The following is a 15,440-nucleotide window of genomic DNA, read 5'->3' on the forward strand; positions in this document are numbered from 1 at the left end:
CAACAAGAATCGCCCGAGGCCTGGAAGCCCGCTCAGCCCGCGGCCGACGCCGCCTCCCGCGCGAGCATGCTGATGGCGGCGATGCCGCGCTCGGAGTCCTCCTCGTTCAGGAACATCCGCAGCGTCTCGTGGATTGCGGGCAGCGCGCGGTGGAGGTCCTCGGGCGACATCGACCGCGGCTCGATGCCGGCGCGCCGGCACGCCCGGACGATCGTGCTCGGCCCGATCACGCTCGAGAGCCCGCTCACGGCGACCACCCGCTCGAACAGCGAGCCGCTCGCCGGGACCACGCTGAGAGAGCCCGAGCGCGAGCTCTGGGGCGCCTGGTCCGGGCTGCTCCCCGCGCGCCGCGGGGGCGCGCCGCCGCCGGCCGCGCTGGCCGCGGGCTTCTGCCGGAACAGACCGCGCAGCCGCGACTTCAGCATCGTCAGCTCGGGCGCCTTCAGCACGAAGTCCTCCACCCCGATGCGCGCGCCCTCTTCCCGGGTCTCCGCGTCGTCGTGCCCGGTCAGGATGACGACGGGGATATGGCACAGCGAGCCCGCCTGCTTGATCCGCCGCGCGGCCTCCAGGCCGCCCATCCCCGGCATCAACAGGTCCATGATCACGCAGTCGACCCCCTCGATCGCGAGGAGGCTCAGCGCCTCCTCGCCCGACTGCGCCGGGATGACGTCGCACCCGTCCTGCCTCAGGACCTGCGCGAGCGAGGCGCGGTACGTGGGGCTGTCGTCCACGACGAGGATCTTCTTGCCGATGAGGGCCGGCCCGGTGCCCTCGGTCGCGCGGCGCGCGCTGCTGCGCTGGTTCACCAGCTCCGTCGCCCGCAGCGCGAGGTAGCCCCCGTCGTACGGCTTCCCGACGTACTCGTCGGCGCCCATGCTCAGCCCCTGGATCCGGTGCTTCACCTCGATCTCGGTGGACAGGAGGATGACCGGGAGCTGCACGAGATCGGCCGAGGAGCGGATCTCCCGGAGGATGTCGAGCCCGTCGCCGTCCGGCAGGAGCACGTCGAGGATCACGAGAGAGAAGGTCCTCGCCTTCAGGACCTTCTGCGCGAGCGCCTTGGTCTCGCACGCCGTCACCACGAACCCGGCGCCGTGGAGCAGGCTGCGCAGGTCCATGCGCACCGTGAGGCTGTCGTCGACGATGAGGACTTGCGGCTTCATGGCGATTTCCTTGTGCTCCTGGACAGCGCGAGCAACGTAGGGCCGATGGCGCCTACAGGTAAGATGTGGTGCGCCGCGCCCCGCGCGATGGCCTCCCTCGGCATCCCGAACACGACGGAGGACGACTCGTCCTGCGCGAGCGTCATGGCGCCCGCGCGCTTCATCGCGAGCATCCCCTCGGCGCCGTCGCGGCCCATGCCGGTCAGCAGGCACCCGATGGCGCGCTCGCCGAGCTCTCCGGCCACCGACTCGAAGAGCACGTCGACCGAGGGGCGGCAGGAGTGCCGCTCCGGATCGGCGCTCAGCCGGAGCCGCCCCTGCCGGACGACGAGGTGCCGGTCGGGCATCGCCAGCCGCACGCCGGGGCGCGCGAGCGGCTCCCCGTCGGCCGCGATCGAGACCGAGAGCGAGAGCTGCCCGGCCAGCCACTCCGCGAAAGCGGGCGCGAACGGCGCGCCGATGTGCAGGACGAGCAGGATGGGCACGGGGAACGACGCCGGCAGCGGCCTCAGCGCGTCGGCGATCGCCGACGGCCCCCCGGTCGAGGCGCCGATCGCGATCGCCCGGCAGAAGCCCTCGCCGCCGGGCGCCGCGTGCGCGCCGTCCGCGAGGTGCGGCAGGGACGCGGGCCGGAGCTTCCGGCGCAGGTGCGTGATCACCCTGATGCGGGCGACGCGCTTCACCGCGGTAACGAGCCGCAGATCCCAGGCGCCGCCCGCGTCGCCGCCCGACGGCTTGTCGAGCACGTCGACGGCGCCCGCCGACAGCGCGTCGAACGTGCCGAGCGCCTCGCCCCGCTCGAGCGAGGCCGAGACGATGAGGATCGGCGTGGGGCAGTAGGCCATCACGTGCTCGGTCACCGCGAGCCCGCTGCCCTTCGGCATCATCATGTCGAGCGTGATCACGTCCGGCCGCAGCTGCGCGCACAGGGCGATCGCGGCCTCCCCGTCGGCGGCCTCGCCGACGACCTCGAGCTCGTGGTCCGCCTCGAGCGCCGCGACGATGCGCCGGCGGACCGTCCGCGAGTCGTCGACGACCAGCACGCGGATCCTCCGCCCGGCGGGGCGGGGCTCGGCCCTCGGCGGCTGGCTCACGAAGGCGCCCCCTGCGCGCGCCAGAGGAGCCCGGCCACCGTGTCGAGCAGCCGCCGCTGGTCGAACTCGCCCTTCACGATGTAGTCGTCCGCGCCCGCCTCCTCGGCGCGGCGGCGATCGGCCGCCGACGACAGCGACGTCACGATGACGAGCGGCGTCTCGCGCAGCGCCGGGTCGGCGCGCACGTGCGCGGCGAACTGGAAGCCGCTCATGCCCGGCATCTCCACGTCCACGAGGAACAGGCCGTAGCGCCGCTCGGCCGCCTTCCTCAGGCCCTCCTCGCCCGACGACGCGAGATCGACCTCGTAGCCCCCGGACTCCAGGATGCTCTGCTCGAGCATCCGGGTCGTGAGCGAGTCGTCCACGACGAGGATCGGCGGGGGCGCGCGCCGCTCCCGGCGGTCCTCGGCGCCCGGGCCGGCGGCGCGCACCAGCTCGATCACGCCCCGCGGATCCACGACCAGCACCGGGTTGCCGCGCACGTCGAAGCTCGCCCCCGACACGGCGGGCGGCGCCCCCGCCGCCGCGGGGAGCGGCTTCACGATCACGGGCACGGCGCCGAGGAGGCGCTCGGCGCCGAGGACCGCCAGCGACGCGCCCGCCGCGACGACGACGGCGCAGCGCGGCTCGCCGCCGGGCGCCGCCGCGCCGAGCACCGACGCGAGCCGCGCGAACGGCACGAGGCGGTCCTCGACCACGATCGCGTCGCGCTCGGCGTCGCGGACGATATCGTCCGCTCCGAGCCGGAGGGCGCGCCGCACGGCGTCGAGCGGCAGGAGCGCCGTGTGGCCGCCGTCCTCGAGCCGCAGCGCGACCACCGACGACAGCGAGATCGGGACCACGAGCTCGATCGTGGTCCCGCGCCCGGGCTGGCTCCGCGCGCTGGCGGTGCCGCTCAGCTTCGAGGCGGTCTCGCGCACCACGTCGAGGCCGACGCCGCGGCCCGAGAGCGAGGTGATCGCCTCGCACGTGCTCACGCCCGGCCCGAAGATGAGCTCCAGCGCCTCCTCCGCGGTGAGGTCGTACGACTCCGCCTCGCCGCGCAGCCCGGCGCGGACGACCGCCTTCCGGACGGCGGCCACGTCGACGCCGCGGCCGTCGTCGCTGCAGACCAGGGCGACGCGGCTGCCCCGCTGCTCGACCCGGAGCGCGATCTGGCCGGCGGCCGGCTTCCCCGCCGCGCGCCGCGCGGCCTCGGGCTCGACGCCGTGGTCGACCGCGTTCCTCGCCATGTGCAGCGCCGCGTCCCGCAGCGCGGAGATCACGGCGCTGTCGAGCCGGATGTCGCCGCCGCTCGCCTGGAACTCGATGCGCTTGCCGAGCGACTCCGCCGCCTCGCGGACCGCGAGCTCGACCGCCTCGAGCACGCCGGCGCACGGCAGGAGCTGCAGCTCGCGCGTGCGCGCCTGCGCCTGCCGGAGCTCGCTCGAGAGCCTGTCGACGCCGCTCGAGAGCTCGACGCGCGCGACCCCGAGCGCGGCGCGCAGCTCGCGGAACAGCGCGCCTGCCCGCTTCGCGCCGAGCTCGCCGAGGCCGCGCGCCGCCTCCTCGGGCGAGCCCACGGCCCCGAGCGCGCCCGCGAGGCGCTCGGCCCGATCGAGCGCGTCCGCGCAGCTCCGCAGCGACTCGAGCTGCACGATCGCCTCGCCGATCGCGTCGGCGAGCTCGTTCACGTGGGCGAGGTCGACGCGCGCCACCTCGTCGTGCGCGCTGCGCCGGGTCGCGCGGCCGCCCTCGGCCTCGCCGGGCTCGCCCGGATCGTGGAGCCGCGCGACCTCGTCGCGGATCAGCCCGATGAGCCGCAGGAGCTCGCTCATGTGCGCCGCCGGGATCGGCTGGTGGTCCTTGCGGAACGGCGTGAGCACGTCCTCGACCGTGTGGGCGAGCTCGGCGATCTTGAGCTGTCGGGCCGCCCCGGCGGCCCCCTTGAGCGTGTGCGCCAGCCGGAAGCACTGGTCGAGCGACTCCCCCTGGCCGCCCTGCTCCTTGAGGGCGAGCAACCCCCACGCGAGCCCGTCCGCGAGCTCGTGGGCCTCCATCCGGAAGTACTTGAAGAGGTCGCTCACCAGGGCTCGCCCCTATGCCCCGGATGGCCGCTGCTGGACGAGGCGGACGAGGTCCTTCGAGAGCGCCGCCAGCTCCGAGGACGTCTTGAGCGTCACCGACGAGCTCGCCTCGGTCTCGCGGGCGGTGCGCGCCACGTCGAGCAGGGCCGCGTTCACCTGCTCGACCGCCGTGGCCTGCTGCTTCGTGCTGAGCTCGATCTCGCGCGACGCCTCCGCCGTGCTGCTGACGAGCTCCGAGATCTGCCGGAAGCTCGTGGCGACGTCGCCGAACTGGCGCGCGCTCGCGTCGACGGCCTTCGAGCCGCTCTCCGTCGCGATGACGGTGGTGTTCGCGGCCGAGCGGATCTCCTCGATGAGGGCGCGGATCTCCTTGGTCGAGCCGCCCACGCGGTCGGCGAGCTTGCGGATCTCGTCGGCGACCACCCCGAAGCGCCGGCCCGCGTCGCCCGCGCCGGCCGCCTCGATCGTCGCGTTGATCGCGAGGATGTTCGTCTGCTCGGCGAGCTCATTGATGATCTGAAGGATCCCGCCTATCTCCTGGGATTTCTTGCCGAAATCGAGCATGTGCAGGACGATCTGCTCGACCTGCCGCTGGACGCCGTCGATGCCCTCGCGCGCCCGCTTCACGGTGTCGTCGCCGGCGCGCGCGGCCGCCGCCGTGTCGGCGGCGATCTGCGTCACTCGCTGCGTGCTCTCGGCGATCTGGTGCGACGTCGAGAGCAGCTCCCGCATGGTCGTCGAGACCTCGCTCGAGGTGGTCGCCTGCTCCTTGGAGCCCTGCGCCTGCTGCGTCGCGGCGGCCTGGAGCTCCGTCGCGGAGCTCTCGATGCGGCGGGTCGCCGAGCGGACGCGGCGGTTGATGCCGCGGATGATCAGGAAGCCTACCCCGGCGACGACGAGGATCGTGAAGGTGGAGCCCGCGGTCAGGGTGGCGAGCAGGCGCCGCTCGCTCTCCGTGGCCTGCCTCTCCCGGGCCTCGAGGACGCGCACCTCCTCGGCGCGGAGCTCGCCGGCGACGGCGCGGAGCTCATCCATGGCCCGCCGGCCGCGGCCGCTCGCGACGGCCCTCGCGGCGGCCTCGGCGCCCTCGCGGCGGCGCTGCTCGATCGTGAGGCGCATCTCCTCGAGCTTGTCGCGCATGATCGGCCGGATCCGGTCGAGCCGCTCCTGCTCGACCAGGTTGTCCGCGGTCAGCCGGCGCAGCTCCTCGTAGTCGGCGTCGAGCGAGCGCAGCGCGACCTCGTAGGGCTCGAGGAACGCCTCATCCCCGGTGATGATGAACCCCCGCTGCCCCGTCTCCGCGTCGAGGAAGTGGGTGTGGAGCTCGTCGAGCTCCGCGAGCACCCGGTAGGTCTGCTTCAGCTCCTGGCTGATCTCGAGCAGGCGCGCCGCGTTGTGCACCGAGACGACGGCCAGCATGATCAGCACGATGAGGGGGAAGAGCAGGCTGGCGGCGATCTGCTGCGGGATGGTCCACGTGGTCTTCATCGATCTTCCTTGGGACGCGCGGCGCCTCGCTGGGCCCGGCGCAGGACGGTGGCCGCGACGGCGGGGACGCGCAGGAGGCCCCGCGGCGCGCCGTCGACGTCGACGGCCTCCGTGACGTGCTCGCCATGCTCGACGCCGTCGTCCGGGCGCACGTCGGCGCACGAGAAGCGGGCGTGGCCCTCGAGCTCGTCGATCGCGAGCGCGATCTCGGGGTGCTCGGCGCAGACGAGGAGCCAGCGAGGCGCCGGCCCCGCGACGCCGGCCCGCGGCCGGCCGCCGACGAGCGCGGCGAGGTCGTACACGGCGACGAGCCGGCCGCGCAGGCCGGCGAGCCCGAGCAACCCCGGCGGGCCGCCGGCGAGCGGCACGATCCGGCGGCAGGGCTCGACGGCGGCGAGCTCGTCGACGCGCGCGACGAGCCGGCGATCGCCCGCGCGGATCGCCAGCCCGCGCGCGGGCTCCTCCGGGCGCGCCTCGGCGGGCACGGCGAACGACGCGTCGAAGGCGCGCTGCAGCTCGGCGAGGCGCTGGGCGAGGAGGGCGCGCTTCATCCGGCGTGGCCTCCCCGGGCCTGGAGCTCGGCGTGGCAGAGGCCGATCAGCGTCGCTCTCGGGAAGCCGCCGCCGAACAGCACGAGCCGCTCCTGCTGCTCCGAGACGAGCAGCGACGCCGCGCGCCCGAGCTCGTCGCGCGTCGTGGTGAGGTCGCCGGCGCGCTTCGCGAGCAGCCCGAGCCGGAGGTGCGGCATGGCGAAGGTCGGATCGCGCGCCGCCGCGGCCTGGTAGTGCTTCGCGGCGCCCGCGACGTCGCCCGCCTGCTCCTGGCAGAGGCCGAGCACGTAGTGCGCCGCGCCGCTGTCGCCCGCGTCGAGCGCGCTCTGGCAGGCGCGCGCGGCGCCGGCCAGGTCCCCCTGCTGGCAGAGGATGACGGCGCGCAGCAGGTCGACGCGGGCGCGCGACGCGGTCCGCCGGGGCAGCCCCGCGAGCGCCGCCATCGCGTCGGCGAACCGCTCGCCGCCGATGAGCTGCAGCGCCCTGTCGATCGCCGCGAGCTCGGCCGGAGGCGGGGGCCTCGTCGAGGGGCGGTCGCGCGCCTCGGCCGCGCCGCGCGGCGGGGTGGCCGAGGCGCGCGGCGTGGCCGAGGCGCGCCGCGGGGTCGGCGACACGCGCTGGGCGACCTCGGCGACCCGCGCGGAGGACTCGTGGATGCTGGCGACCCACGCGCTCGCGCGCGCGGCGTCCCCGGGCGGCCGGGCGGCGCGGCCGTGGCGCGCGTCGCTCCGCCGGTAGTAGAAGGTGCCGTGGGTGTGCGCCACCTCGAAGGCGGCGCTCGCGGCGCGGAGCGACTCGCTCGACGCGACGAAGAGGAAGCCGCGCGGCGCGAGCGCGCCGGCGAAGCGGTCGAGCAGCTCGGCCACCTTCTGCGGCGCGAGGTACATGAGCACGTTGCGGCAGAAGATCGCGTCGAAGGCGCCCGGCTTCCAGAAGGCGGGGTCGTCGTCGAGGAGGTTCTTGACCTCGAAGTCGACGAGCCGGGCGATGTCCTTGCGCAGCGCCACGTCGCTCCCCGCGCGCACGAAGAACCGCTTGCGCATGTCGTCCGGGACCGCGCGCAGGGTCCACTCCGAGTACCGCGCCTGCCGCGCCCGCTGGATGGCGCCCGGGTTGACGTCGACGCCGACGACCCTGATCCGGCCCGGCAGGAGCCCCGGGTAGGCGGTGTGGAGCGCGATCGCGAGCGTGTACGCCTCCTCGCCCGTGGCGCAGCCGGCGGAGAGGACGGTGACGCGCTCGCCGTCGGGGCGCGCGGCGAGGCGCTCGGGCAGGGCGATGTCGGCGCACGCCTCGATCTGCTGCCATTCCCGGAAGAAGTATGTCTCTCCGACCGTGAGCTGACCGGCGAGGACGTCGAGCTCCTCGCGGGCGATCTCGGGTCGGTCCAGCGCTCGCCGGTAGTCGCGCAGGTCGTCGCAGCCGCGGGCGCGGACCCGCTCGCGCAGCACGGCGTCGAGGTCCGCGCCGAGGTGCAGCGACGCGCGGGAGAGCCCGAGGCGCTCCTCGAGGAACTCCTCGAGCGGGCCGAGGTCGTGCGGGGCGGTGCTCACGCCGCGCCTCGGAGGAAGTACCACACGGCCTCGGGCAGGAGCCGCGCCGTCTCGAGCAGCGCGAGCGACTGCCCGTCGAGGGTGCCGAGGCTGTCCACGCACGCCGGCAGGGCCTGGGAGACGAGCGGCGGCGTGCGCTCGAGGGTCGCCGGGTCGAGGCTCTTGATGCCGAGCACCTCGTCGACCTCGAGCGCCAGCGGTCGCTCCCCGACCCGGACCGAGACGAGGCGCGCCCCCCGCTGTCCGTCGGCGACGCCGAGCAGCGCGGCGAGGTCGATGACGGGCACGTGCGCGCCCCGGATGACGGCCAGCCCGCGCACGAACGGCGGCGCGCCCGGGAGGCCCCGGACGTCGAGGGCGCGCATCGTCTCGGCCACGGCGGCGAGCGGCAGCGCGCAGACCCACGATCGGACGCGGACGACCAGGGCCCTCACCCGTGCCGTCTCCTCTGACGCGCGGGTCTCGGCGGCCCGCTGGGGAGAGCTACGTCGTGCATCATGAGGCGACCTGCCGCGCGCGGGCGCGAACCTCTCGTCACGATACCCAATTCTCGAAGGATCTTGAAGACGTGGGGGGCGCGCGCTGCCCGCTGCGGATGAGCTTGCCCGAGCGTGGCTCGTCGGCTCCTGTCGCCTGTGTCGGCGTGGCCCGGCGACTTCGATTGGCCTTCTCGCCGTCGGCTCAGCCGCCATTCGTTTTCGGTCTGTCGTCCAGTTCCCTTCGACTCACGGCGGTGGTCGAAGCCGCTGACGCAGCTCGGGCGCGGGCGTCCGGCCGGCGCGCTTCTCCATACCGCCCGGGCGCGGCACGCGCTATCACGGCACCCGCCGGACGTTCAGGTACACGCTTGCGCCTCCCAGGTCCCCGCATGATCGCCGTGGTCGCAGAGAAGCCCGCCGTCGCCCGCGACATCGCCGCGGTGCTCGGGGCCTCGCGGCGCGCGGAGGGGTTCCTCGAGGGGGGCGGTTACGTCGTCACATGGGCGGTGGGGCACCTCGTCGCCATCGCCGAGCCGCACCAGATCGATCCGGCCTGGAAGCGCTGGCGCCTCGATCTCCTCCCGATGCTGCCCGGGCGGTTCCCGCTCGTGGTCCTCCCCGGGACGCGGGCGCAGTTCGAGATCGTCCGGAAGATCCTTGGCCGGCGCGACGTCGAGCGCGTCGTCTGTGCGACGGACGCGGGCCGCGAGGGCGAGCTCATCTTCCGCTACATCTACGAGGCGGCCGGCTGCGCCAAGCCGGTCGACAGGCTCTGGATCTCGTCGCTCACCCCCGACGCCATCCGCGACGGGCTCCGCCGGCTGCGCGACGCGCGCAGCTACGACGGCCTCGCCGACGCCGCGCGCGGGCGCAGCCGGGCGGACTGGCTCGTCGGCATGAACCTCTCGCGCGCCTACAGCCTCGCCTTCGACCAGGATCTCTCGGTCGGTCGCGTGCAGACGCCCACGCTGTCCATGGTCGTCGAGCGCGAGCTCGCCATCCGCCGGTTCGTCCCGGAGCCGTACCTCGAGGTGGTCGCGACCTTCTGCCCGTACCGGGAGGGCGGCGCGGGCGCGGCCGAGGCGTCCTACAAGGGCACGTATTTCCGCGACAAGGACCTCCCCGGCGAGCAGCCTGGCGCCGCGGGGGGCGGCGAGAAGCACGAGACCGCGCCGGCGCGGCGGCGCCTGCCGCCGGACGGCGAGGAGGCGAAGCGTATTGTCGAGCGGGCCCGGCGCGGCGAGGCGCGTATCGAGGCGATCAGGTCCGAGACCCGCCGCCTCCCGCCGCCGCTGCTCTACGACCTCACCGAGCTCCAGCGGCACGCCAACCGCCTTTACGGCTTCTCGGCGAAGAAGACGCTCGAGGTGGCGCAGACGCTCTATGAGCGCCGTAAGCTCATCAGCTATCCGCGCACCGACAGCCGGCACCTCTCGACGGAGGTCGCCGCCACGCTCGGCGCGGTGGTGCAGGCGGTCGAGGGCTCCTACCGCGGCATGATCGCCCCGGGCACGGGGACCCGGCCGCTCGGCAAGCGCTTCGTCGACGACGGCAAGGTCGGCGATCACCACGCCATCATCCCCACGGGGTCGCGGTCGTCGCGCGCGGAGCTCTCGGGCGATGAGCAGAAGATCTTCGATCTCATCTGCCGGCGCCTGCTCTCGGCGTGGCACGAGGATCACGTCACGTCGATCACCACGGTCATCACGGCGATCACCGCGCGCGGCGACGCCGGCGCGCCGGTCGTGGATCGCTACCACAGCGCGGGCAGCGTCGTGGAGAAGGTCGGGTGGAAGGTGCTCGACATCGGCTTCGGCAAGCAGCCCGCGAGGGCGCGCAGGAAGGGGGAAGGGGACGGCGAGGGGGACGAGGGGGAGGGCGATCGCGAGCGTGAGACGGCGGATCAGCAGCTCCCCGCGGGGCTCGTGAAGGGGCAGGTGCAGCTCGTGCTCGACGCGCAGGCGCAGTCCAAGAAGACGCGCCCGCCCCCGCGCTTCACCGAGGCCACGCTGCTCACCGCCATGGAGACGGCGGGCAGCAGCCTCGACGAGAAGGAGCTGTCCGAGGCGATGAAGGACTCGGGCCTCGGCACCCCGGCCACGCGGGCGGCGATCATCGAGACGCTGCTCCGGCGCGAGTACCTCGTGCGCAAGGGCAAGCTGCTGCACGCGACCGACAAGGGCGTCGGGCTGATCGAGGTCGTCCACGCGGACGTGAAGAGCCCCGCGATGACGGGCGCCTGGGAGGCGAAGCTGGCCCGCATGGCCCGGGGCGGTGGCGATCTGCCGACGTTCATGGCGGGCATCGAGTCGTACGTGCGCCATGTGGTGGAGGAGGTGAGCTCGGGGCGGCGCCCGACGGCGAGCGCCGCGCCCTGGCCGGACGCCGAGGCGCCCCCGCGCCGGGAGAGCGGGGAGGCGAGGGGGCCGGGGAGCGGGCCTGGGGCCGCGCTCGCCGCGGCGGGAGCCCCCCGGGAGCGCGAGGCGACGCGCGCTCCGTCGCGCCGCGCGCCGGGCAGCGGCGCGGCGAGCGCGCCGGCGGCCGCGTCTCGCGGCGCCCTCCAGATGGCGGCGGCGGTGGCCGCGACGTCCTCGCCGGCGCGGGCGCAGGCGCGCGCGCGTCCGGCGGCCGCGGCGTCAGCGCTGGAACGAGATGCGACGGTGGGGCTCCCGAAGGTGCGCGCCGCGGCGGTCTCGGCGCCAGGGCGCAGGGAGGGCGCCGCGTCTCCTCCATCGCGCGCCGCGGCTGCCTCGGCGCCTCCATCGCGCGCCGCGGCCCCGGCGCGCGCCGCCGCCATCTCGTCTCCTTCATCGCGCGTCCCGTCCGCTATCGCGCCTCCCACCGCGGGCGCTGCGCCGTTTCCGGTGCGCGCCGCGGCCGTCGTGTCTCCCCGTGAGCGCCGGCCGGCGGACCTCCGCGAGCTGCTCCAGCAGTGCTTCGGCTTCCGCGGCTTCCGCCCGTACCAGGAGGCCGTCTGCCGGACGGCGGCCGCGGGGAGCGACGTGCTCCTTGTCATGCCCACCGGCGCGGGCAAATCGCTCTGCTACCAGCTCCCCGGGATCGCCCGCGGCGGCACGACGCTCGTCGTGAGCCCGCTCATTGCCCTCATGGAGGATCAGGCCGCCAAGCTCCGCGCGTTCGGCTTCGCCGCCGAGCGCATCCACTCCGGCCGGAGCCGGGCCGATTCCCGGAAGGCCTGCATCGATTACCTCGACGGCGCGCTCGACTTCCTGTTCATCGCCCCCGAGCGGCTCCGCGTGCCCGGCTTCCCCGAGCTGCTCGCGCGCCGGAAGCCGGTGCTCGTGGCCGTCGACGAGGCCCATTGCATCTCGAAATGGGGCCACGACTTCCGCCCTGATTACCGCATGCTCGGCCAGCGGCTCCCGGCGCTCCGCCCGGCGCCGGTCATCGCGCTCACCGCGACCGCCACGCCGGTGGTGCAGGACGACATCGTCGAGCAGCTCGGGCTCGCGTCTGCGGCGCGCTTCATTCATGGATTCCGGCGGAGCAACCTGGGAATCGAGATCCTCGAGGTGAGCCCCGGAGAGCGCCTCGCCCGGGTGCGCGCGCTGCTCGGGCAAGAGGGCCGGACGCCCGCCATCGTCTACGCGCCGACCCGGAAGGAGGCCGAGTCGCTCGCCGCCGGCCTGGCCGAGGACCTCCCCGCAGAGGCGTACCACGCGGGCCTCGCCGCCCCGGTGCGCGACCGGATCCAGGCGGCATTCCTGGAAGGCAGCACGGAGGTCATCGTCGCGACGATCGCCTTCGGCATGGGCATCGACAAGCCCGATGTGCGGACGGTCATCCACGCTGGGCTGCCCGGGAGCGTCGAGGGTTATTATCAGGAGATCGGCCGCGCCGGCCGCGACGGGCTCCCGTCGCGGGCCGTGCTGATGCACTCGTATGTCGACCGGCGAATGCACGAGTTCTTCCACGAGCGCGACTACCCTGATCCGGCGCTCCTGCAGCGGATCGAGGGGGCTCTCTCCAGCGAGCCCCGCCCGAAGGAGGTGATCCTGGACGATCTCGGCATCGATCCCGAGGTCGCGGACAAGGCCCTGGAGAAGCTGTGGATCCACGGCGGCGCGCGCGTCGACGCGGACGGTGGCGTCGCGCTGGGCGAGCCGGGGTGGCGCGCGCCCTACGAGGCGCAGCGGCGCCACAAGCTCGCCGAGCTCCTGCAGATGGCGCGCTTCACCGAGAGCCACGGCTGCCGCATGCTCCACCTGGTCCGCCATTTCGGCGACCAGGAGGACACCGGCGAGGCCTGCGGGCTGTGCGACGCCTGCGCCCCGGCCGCGTGCGCGGCGCGGGAGTTCCGGGCGCCGAGCCGCGACGAGGCGCAGGCGATCGCGCGCATCCTTGTGGCGCTGCGCGACGGCGAGCAGCCGACCGGGCGGCTCTACCGCGAGGCGTTCGCGGGCGGGTCGCTCGAGCGGCGCGACTTCGAGCACCTCCTCGGCGGCCTCGTGCGGGCGGGCCTCGTGAACGTCCGCGACGACTCGTTCGAGAAGGACGGCGAGACCATCGCCTTCCAGCGCGCGTCGCTCACGCCGCGCGGCCGCCTCGGCGAGCCGCCGGTCGACGTTCCGCTCGCGAAGGCCCCGCCGAAGGTGAAGAAGCGGCAAGCGTCATCCGACGCGCGGCGGGCCTTCTTCGCCCGCAAGGCGCAGCGGAAGAAGGGCCGGCCGCGCTGAGCGACGGCGGGCGGCGCTCAGCGGAAGATGCCGAAGTGGCCCAGGACCCACCAGAGCAGGACGAAGATGAGGATGGTGCTGAAGCACCCGCCCCCGAGCTTTTTCGCGCCGTAACCTGCCGCAATCCCACGTAGAACCTTGCTCATCGAATGACCTCCGGCCCCGTGTCGGGGTGCTCAGCAAGCTAAGCAACGGGGGTGCCATCGTGAGCGGGCGGATTTTCGGGCTGGAAACCGATATGCCCGCTCGCTTGACGGCGGGGACGCCAGCGGGCGCGCCACAGTGGGGCGTTTCGCTACGCCGAAGGCTCGCGGCCGCCGGCGCCTCGCTGCTCCGAGGGAGCCGGATTGACGGGGGCCTATCGACCTAGCTTGGCGATGACGAGGCGCTGGTGGCCGTCATCTCCAGCGCCGGGGAGAGGGCCCGCGCCCCAGTCGGCGTCGGGTGCTCTCGTCCAGCCCGTGACGAGCGTCTCGCCGTCCGGCGAGCTGGCGACGGCGTAGGGAAGGGCGTCCTTGCCCAGGAAGCGATGCCAGACGAGCTCCGCGTCGGGGCTGAGCTTCACGACGAATCCGGAGTCGTCCGTCAGAGCGAGTGGGCCGTTGCCGAAGTCGATCTGCGTGTCGGCGTCTCCGACGACGACGACGTTGTCGCCAAACTTCTTGGCCCACACGGGCTCTCCGGTCGGGCTCAGCTTGAGGAGCAGTATATCGGTCGTGCTGGCTGAAGAGAGTGTATCGCCGCCGATGGTGATGGTGTCCAAGAAGGCGCCGCTGACGAACATGCTGCCATCGGCATCACGCGCGATGTCCATGAAGTGGACGTCTCCCGTCTGCTCATACGCGGTCGTCCAGACGATGCATTCCAGCCCGTCGCAGTTCTCATCGTCCGCCGCGTCGCAGCGCTCCACCGCCGGCAGGATCTCGCCTTCGCATGCGCCCCATGTCCCGTCGGCGCTGCAGGTGCGCACGCCTTCCCGGCACACCCCCTTGTTCCAGGTGGTCGGCGGGCCGCCGTAGCACGCTTCCGACCCATCGGGTGTGCAGGGTGTGGGCTCACCTCCGCCCCCACCACCCCCAACACCGCCCGCGCTCCCAGCGCCGGCGCCCGTGCCGCCCGGCGAACTCGTCGAGGCCGAGCAGCGCCGCGCAACCGCTGGCGCACAGGGTCAGGCTGGCGAGGGAACCAAGGACGTACGCTCGTGCTTGCATGAGGTAGGTTGCGCGCTCGCGAGCTGCCGCGGGAGCGGTCGCGCGGACGCTGGAACGGAGGCTATCGCACCAGCAGTGCCGCCGGCGCCCGTCTCCGGAGCAATCTCCACGGGGCACCGCGCGCGCTCTTTCTCAGCCACGGGCGTGTCGTGGAGGGGCGCCATAGCCGAGGAAGGAGAGTCCTATCCGCGATGAGAGCCGGCGAATCGCCGCGCGTGGAAGCAGGCGGGAGAGCTGGGCCGTCGCCTTGCTCAGCGCGGTCGGGACGGCGACCACATCGCCCCGATCCGCAGCCGCGATGCCGTACGCTGCGCAGCACGCGGCCGTGAGCTCGAACGGCAACTTCCTGCGCGGCACGCCGGGCGCGCCTGCGTCGAAGATCTCCGTGGTCACCGGCCCAGGACACAGCGCCGTCACTGTGACGCCGGTGCCGTGGAGCTCCACTGAGAGGCTCTCGGAGAGAGAGAGCACGAACGCCTTGGTGGCTCCATACACCGCATATCCCGGGGTCGGCTGGAACGCCGCGAGCGACGCGACGTTGAGCACGCGCCCTCCGCCGCGCGCCACGAGATCGGGGACGATCGCCGCGCAGAGCGCGACGACGCTCTCGCAGTTGAGCCGCACCAGCATCGCCTGCGCTGCCGGGTCCCCGTCCAGAAACGGCCCGAACCGCGTCGTCCCCGCGTTGTTGACGAGCCAGGCCGCGCCGCCCAGCGCGCGCGCCCGATCCCGCACGCGGAGGGCTGCGCCCTCGGCGGTGAGGTCGAGCTCGAGCGGATGAATGGGCGCGTGCCCGGCGGCGCCGGCCTGCGCGGCGAGCTCCTCCAGCCGGTGCGCCCGCCGGCCGATGGCGAGCACCGGCTGCCCGCGCGCCGAGAGCTGCTGCGCGAGCTCCGCGCCGATGCCGGACGAGGCGCCTGTAACGATGGCGAGACCCGAGGTCATGGTCATGATCGCGATCCTTTACGCCGCGCCGCCCTGGATCGCGAGGGGGCCTTGCCCCCCACGCACGGAAGCTCCGCGGGGCGCGGCCGACCCTTGCGTGGTTGCCGCGTCGCGTAACGCACGCGCGGACGCCACGGATGCGTCATCCGGTGCGAACAGACGCCGTCACGATGTCGGCATCGCACCGTGT

Annotated in this window: 11 protein-coding genes; 1 reads left to right on the plus strand and 10 read right to left on the minus strand. The window is 74.0% G+C overall.

Annotation, left to right across the window (positions count from 1 at the left end):
- Positions 1-32: 32 nt before the first annotated feature.
- The 7 genes from WME85_RS20885 to WME85_RS20915 are packed head-to-tail and all read right to left on the minus strand — an operon-like array spanning position 33 to position 8,352.
- Positions 33-1,166 (minus strand): response regulator, encoded by a 1,134-nt coding sequence (locus WME85_RS20885; RefSeq protein ID WP_437840461.1) that lies wholly within the window; start codon positions 1,164-1,166, stop codon positions 33-35.
- The gene (gene cheB / locus WME85_RS20890; protein ID WP_437840462.1) at positions 1,163-2,209 is read right to left on the minus strand and encodes a chemotaxis-specific protein-glutamate methyltransferase CheB; all 1,047 of its coding nucleotides are present in this window, start codon (positions 2,207-2,209) and stop codon (positions 1,163-1,165) included. The genes WME85_RS20885 and cheB overlap by 4 nt, the downstream gene beginning before the upstream one ends.
- Positions 2,210-2,256: 47 nt before the next feature.
- A complete protein-coding gene (locus tag WME85_RS20895; protein ID WP_437840463.1) occupies positions 2,257-4,326 on the minus strand; it encodes a hybrid sensor histidine kinase/response regulator in 2,070 nt (689 codons plus the stop codon).
- 12 nt (positions 4,327-4,338) lie between these two features.
- The gene (locus WME85_RS20900; protein ID WP_437840464.1) at positions 4,339-5,814 is read right to left on the minus strand and encodes a CHASE3 domain-containing protein; all 1,476 of its coding nucleotides are present in this window, start codon (positions 5,812-5,814) and stop codon (positions 4,339-4,341) included.
- Positions 5,811-6,365, minus strand: a complete 555-nt coding sequence (locus WME85_RS20905; protein ID WP_437840465.1) for a chemotaxis protein CheW — start codon at positions 6,363-6,365, stop codon at positions 5,811-5,813. The genes WME85_RS20900 and WME85_RS20905 overlap by 4 nt, the downstream gene beginning before the upstream one ends.
- Entirely contained in the window at positions 6,362-7,918 is a 1,557-nt protein-coding gene (locus WME85_RS20910; protein WP_437840466.1) for a CheR family methyltransferase, read from the minus strand. The genes WME85_RS20905 and WME85_RS20910 overlap by 4 nt, the downstream gene beginning before the upstream one ends.
- On the minus strand, positions 7,915-8,352 hold the full coding sequence (locus WME85_RS20915) for a chemotaxis protein CheW (RefSeq protein WP_437840467.1): 438 nt from the start codon (positions 8,350-8,352) through the stop codon (positions 7,915-7,917). The genes WME85_RS20910 and WME85_RS20915 overlap by 4 nt, the downstream gene beginning before the upstream one ends.
- Positions 8,353-8,786: 434 nt before the next feature.
- On the opposite strand from WME85_RS20915, the gene WME85_RS20920 reads away from it, so the two are divergent.
- Positions 8,787-13,094: a DNA topoisomerase 3 gene (locus WME85_RS20920; protein WP_437840468.1), complete on the plus strand. Its 4,308-nt coding sequence runs from the start codon at positions 8,787-8,789 to the stop codon at positions 13,092-13,094.
- 17 nt (positions 13,095-13,111) lie between these two features.
- Here the strand turns inward: WME85_RS20920 and WME85_RS20925 are convergent, their stop codons facing one another.
- From WME85_RS20925 to WME85_RS20935, 3 genes are all read right to left on the minus strand, one after another.
- The gene (locus tag WME85_RS20925) at positions 13,112-13,240 is read right to left on the minus strand and encodes a hypothetical protein (protein ID WP_436618292.1); all 129 of its coding nucleotides are present in this window, start codon (positions 13,238-13,240) and stop codon (positions 13,112-13,114) included.
- Between the two features lie 212 nt (positions 13,241-13,452).
- On the minus strand, positions 13,453-14,004 hold the full coding sequence (locus tag WME85_RS20930) for a hypothetical protein (RefSeq protein ID WP_437840469.1): 552 nt from the start codon (positions 14,002-14,004) through the stop codon (positions 13,453-13,455).
- Positions 14,005-14,437: 433 nt separating this feature from the next.
- A complete protein-coding gene (locus tag WME85_RS20935) occupies positions 14,438-15,256 on the minus strand; it encodes an SDR family NAD(P)-dependent oxidoreductase (RefSeq protein ID WP_437840470.1) in 819 nt (272 codons plus the stop codon).
- Positions 15,257-15,440 lie beyond the last annotated feature (184 nt).

This window comes from Sorangium sp. So ce1153 (genome assembly GCF_051521595.1).
GTDB lineage: Bacteria > Myxococcota_A > Polyangia > Polyangiales > Polyangiaceae > Sorangium.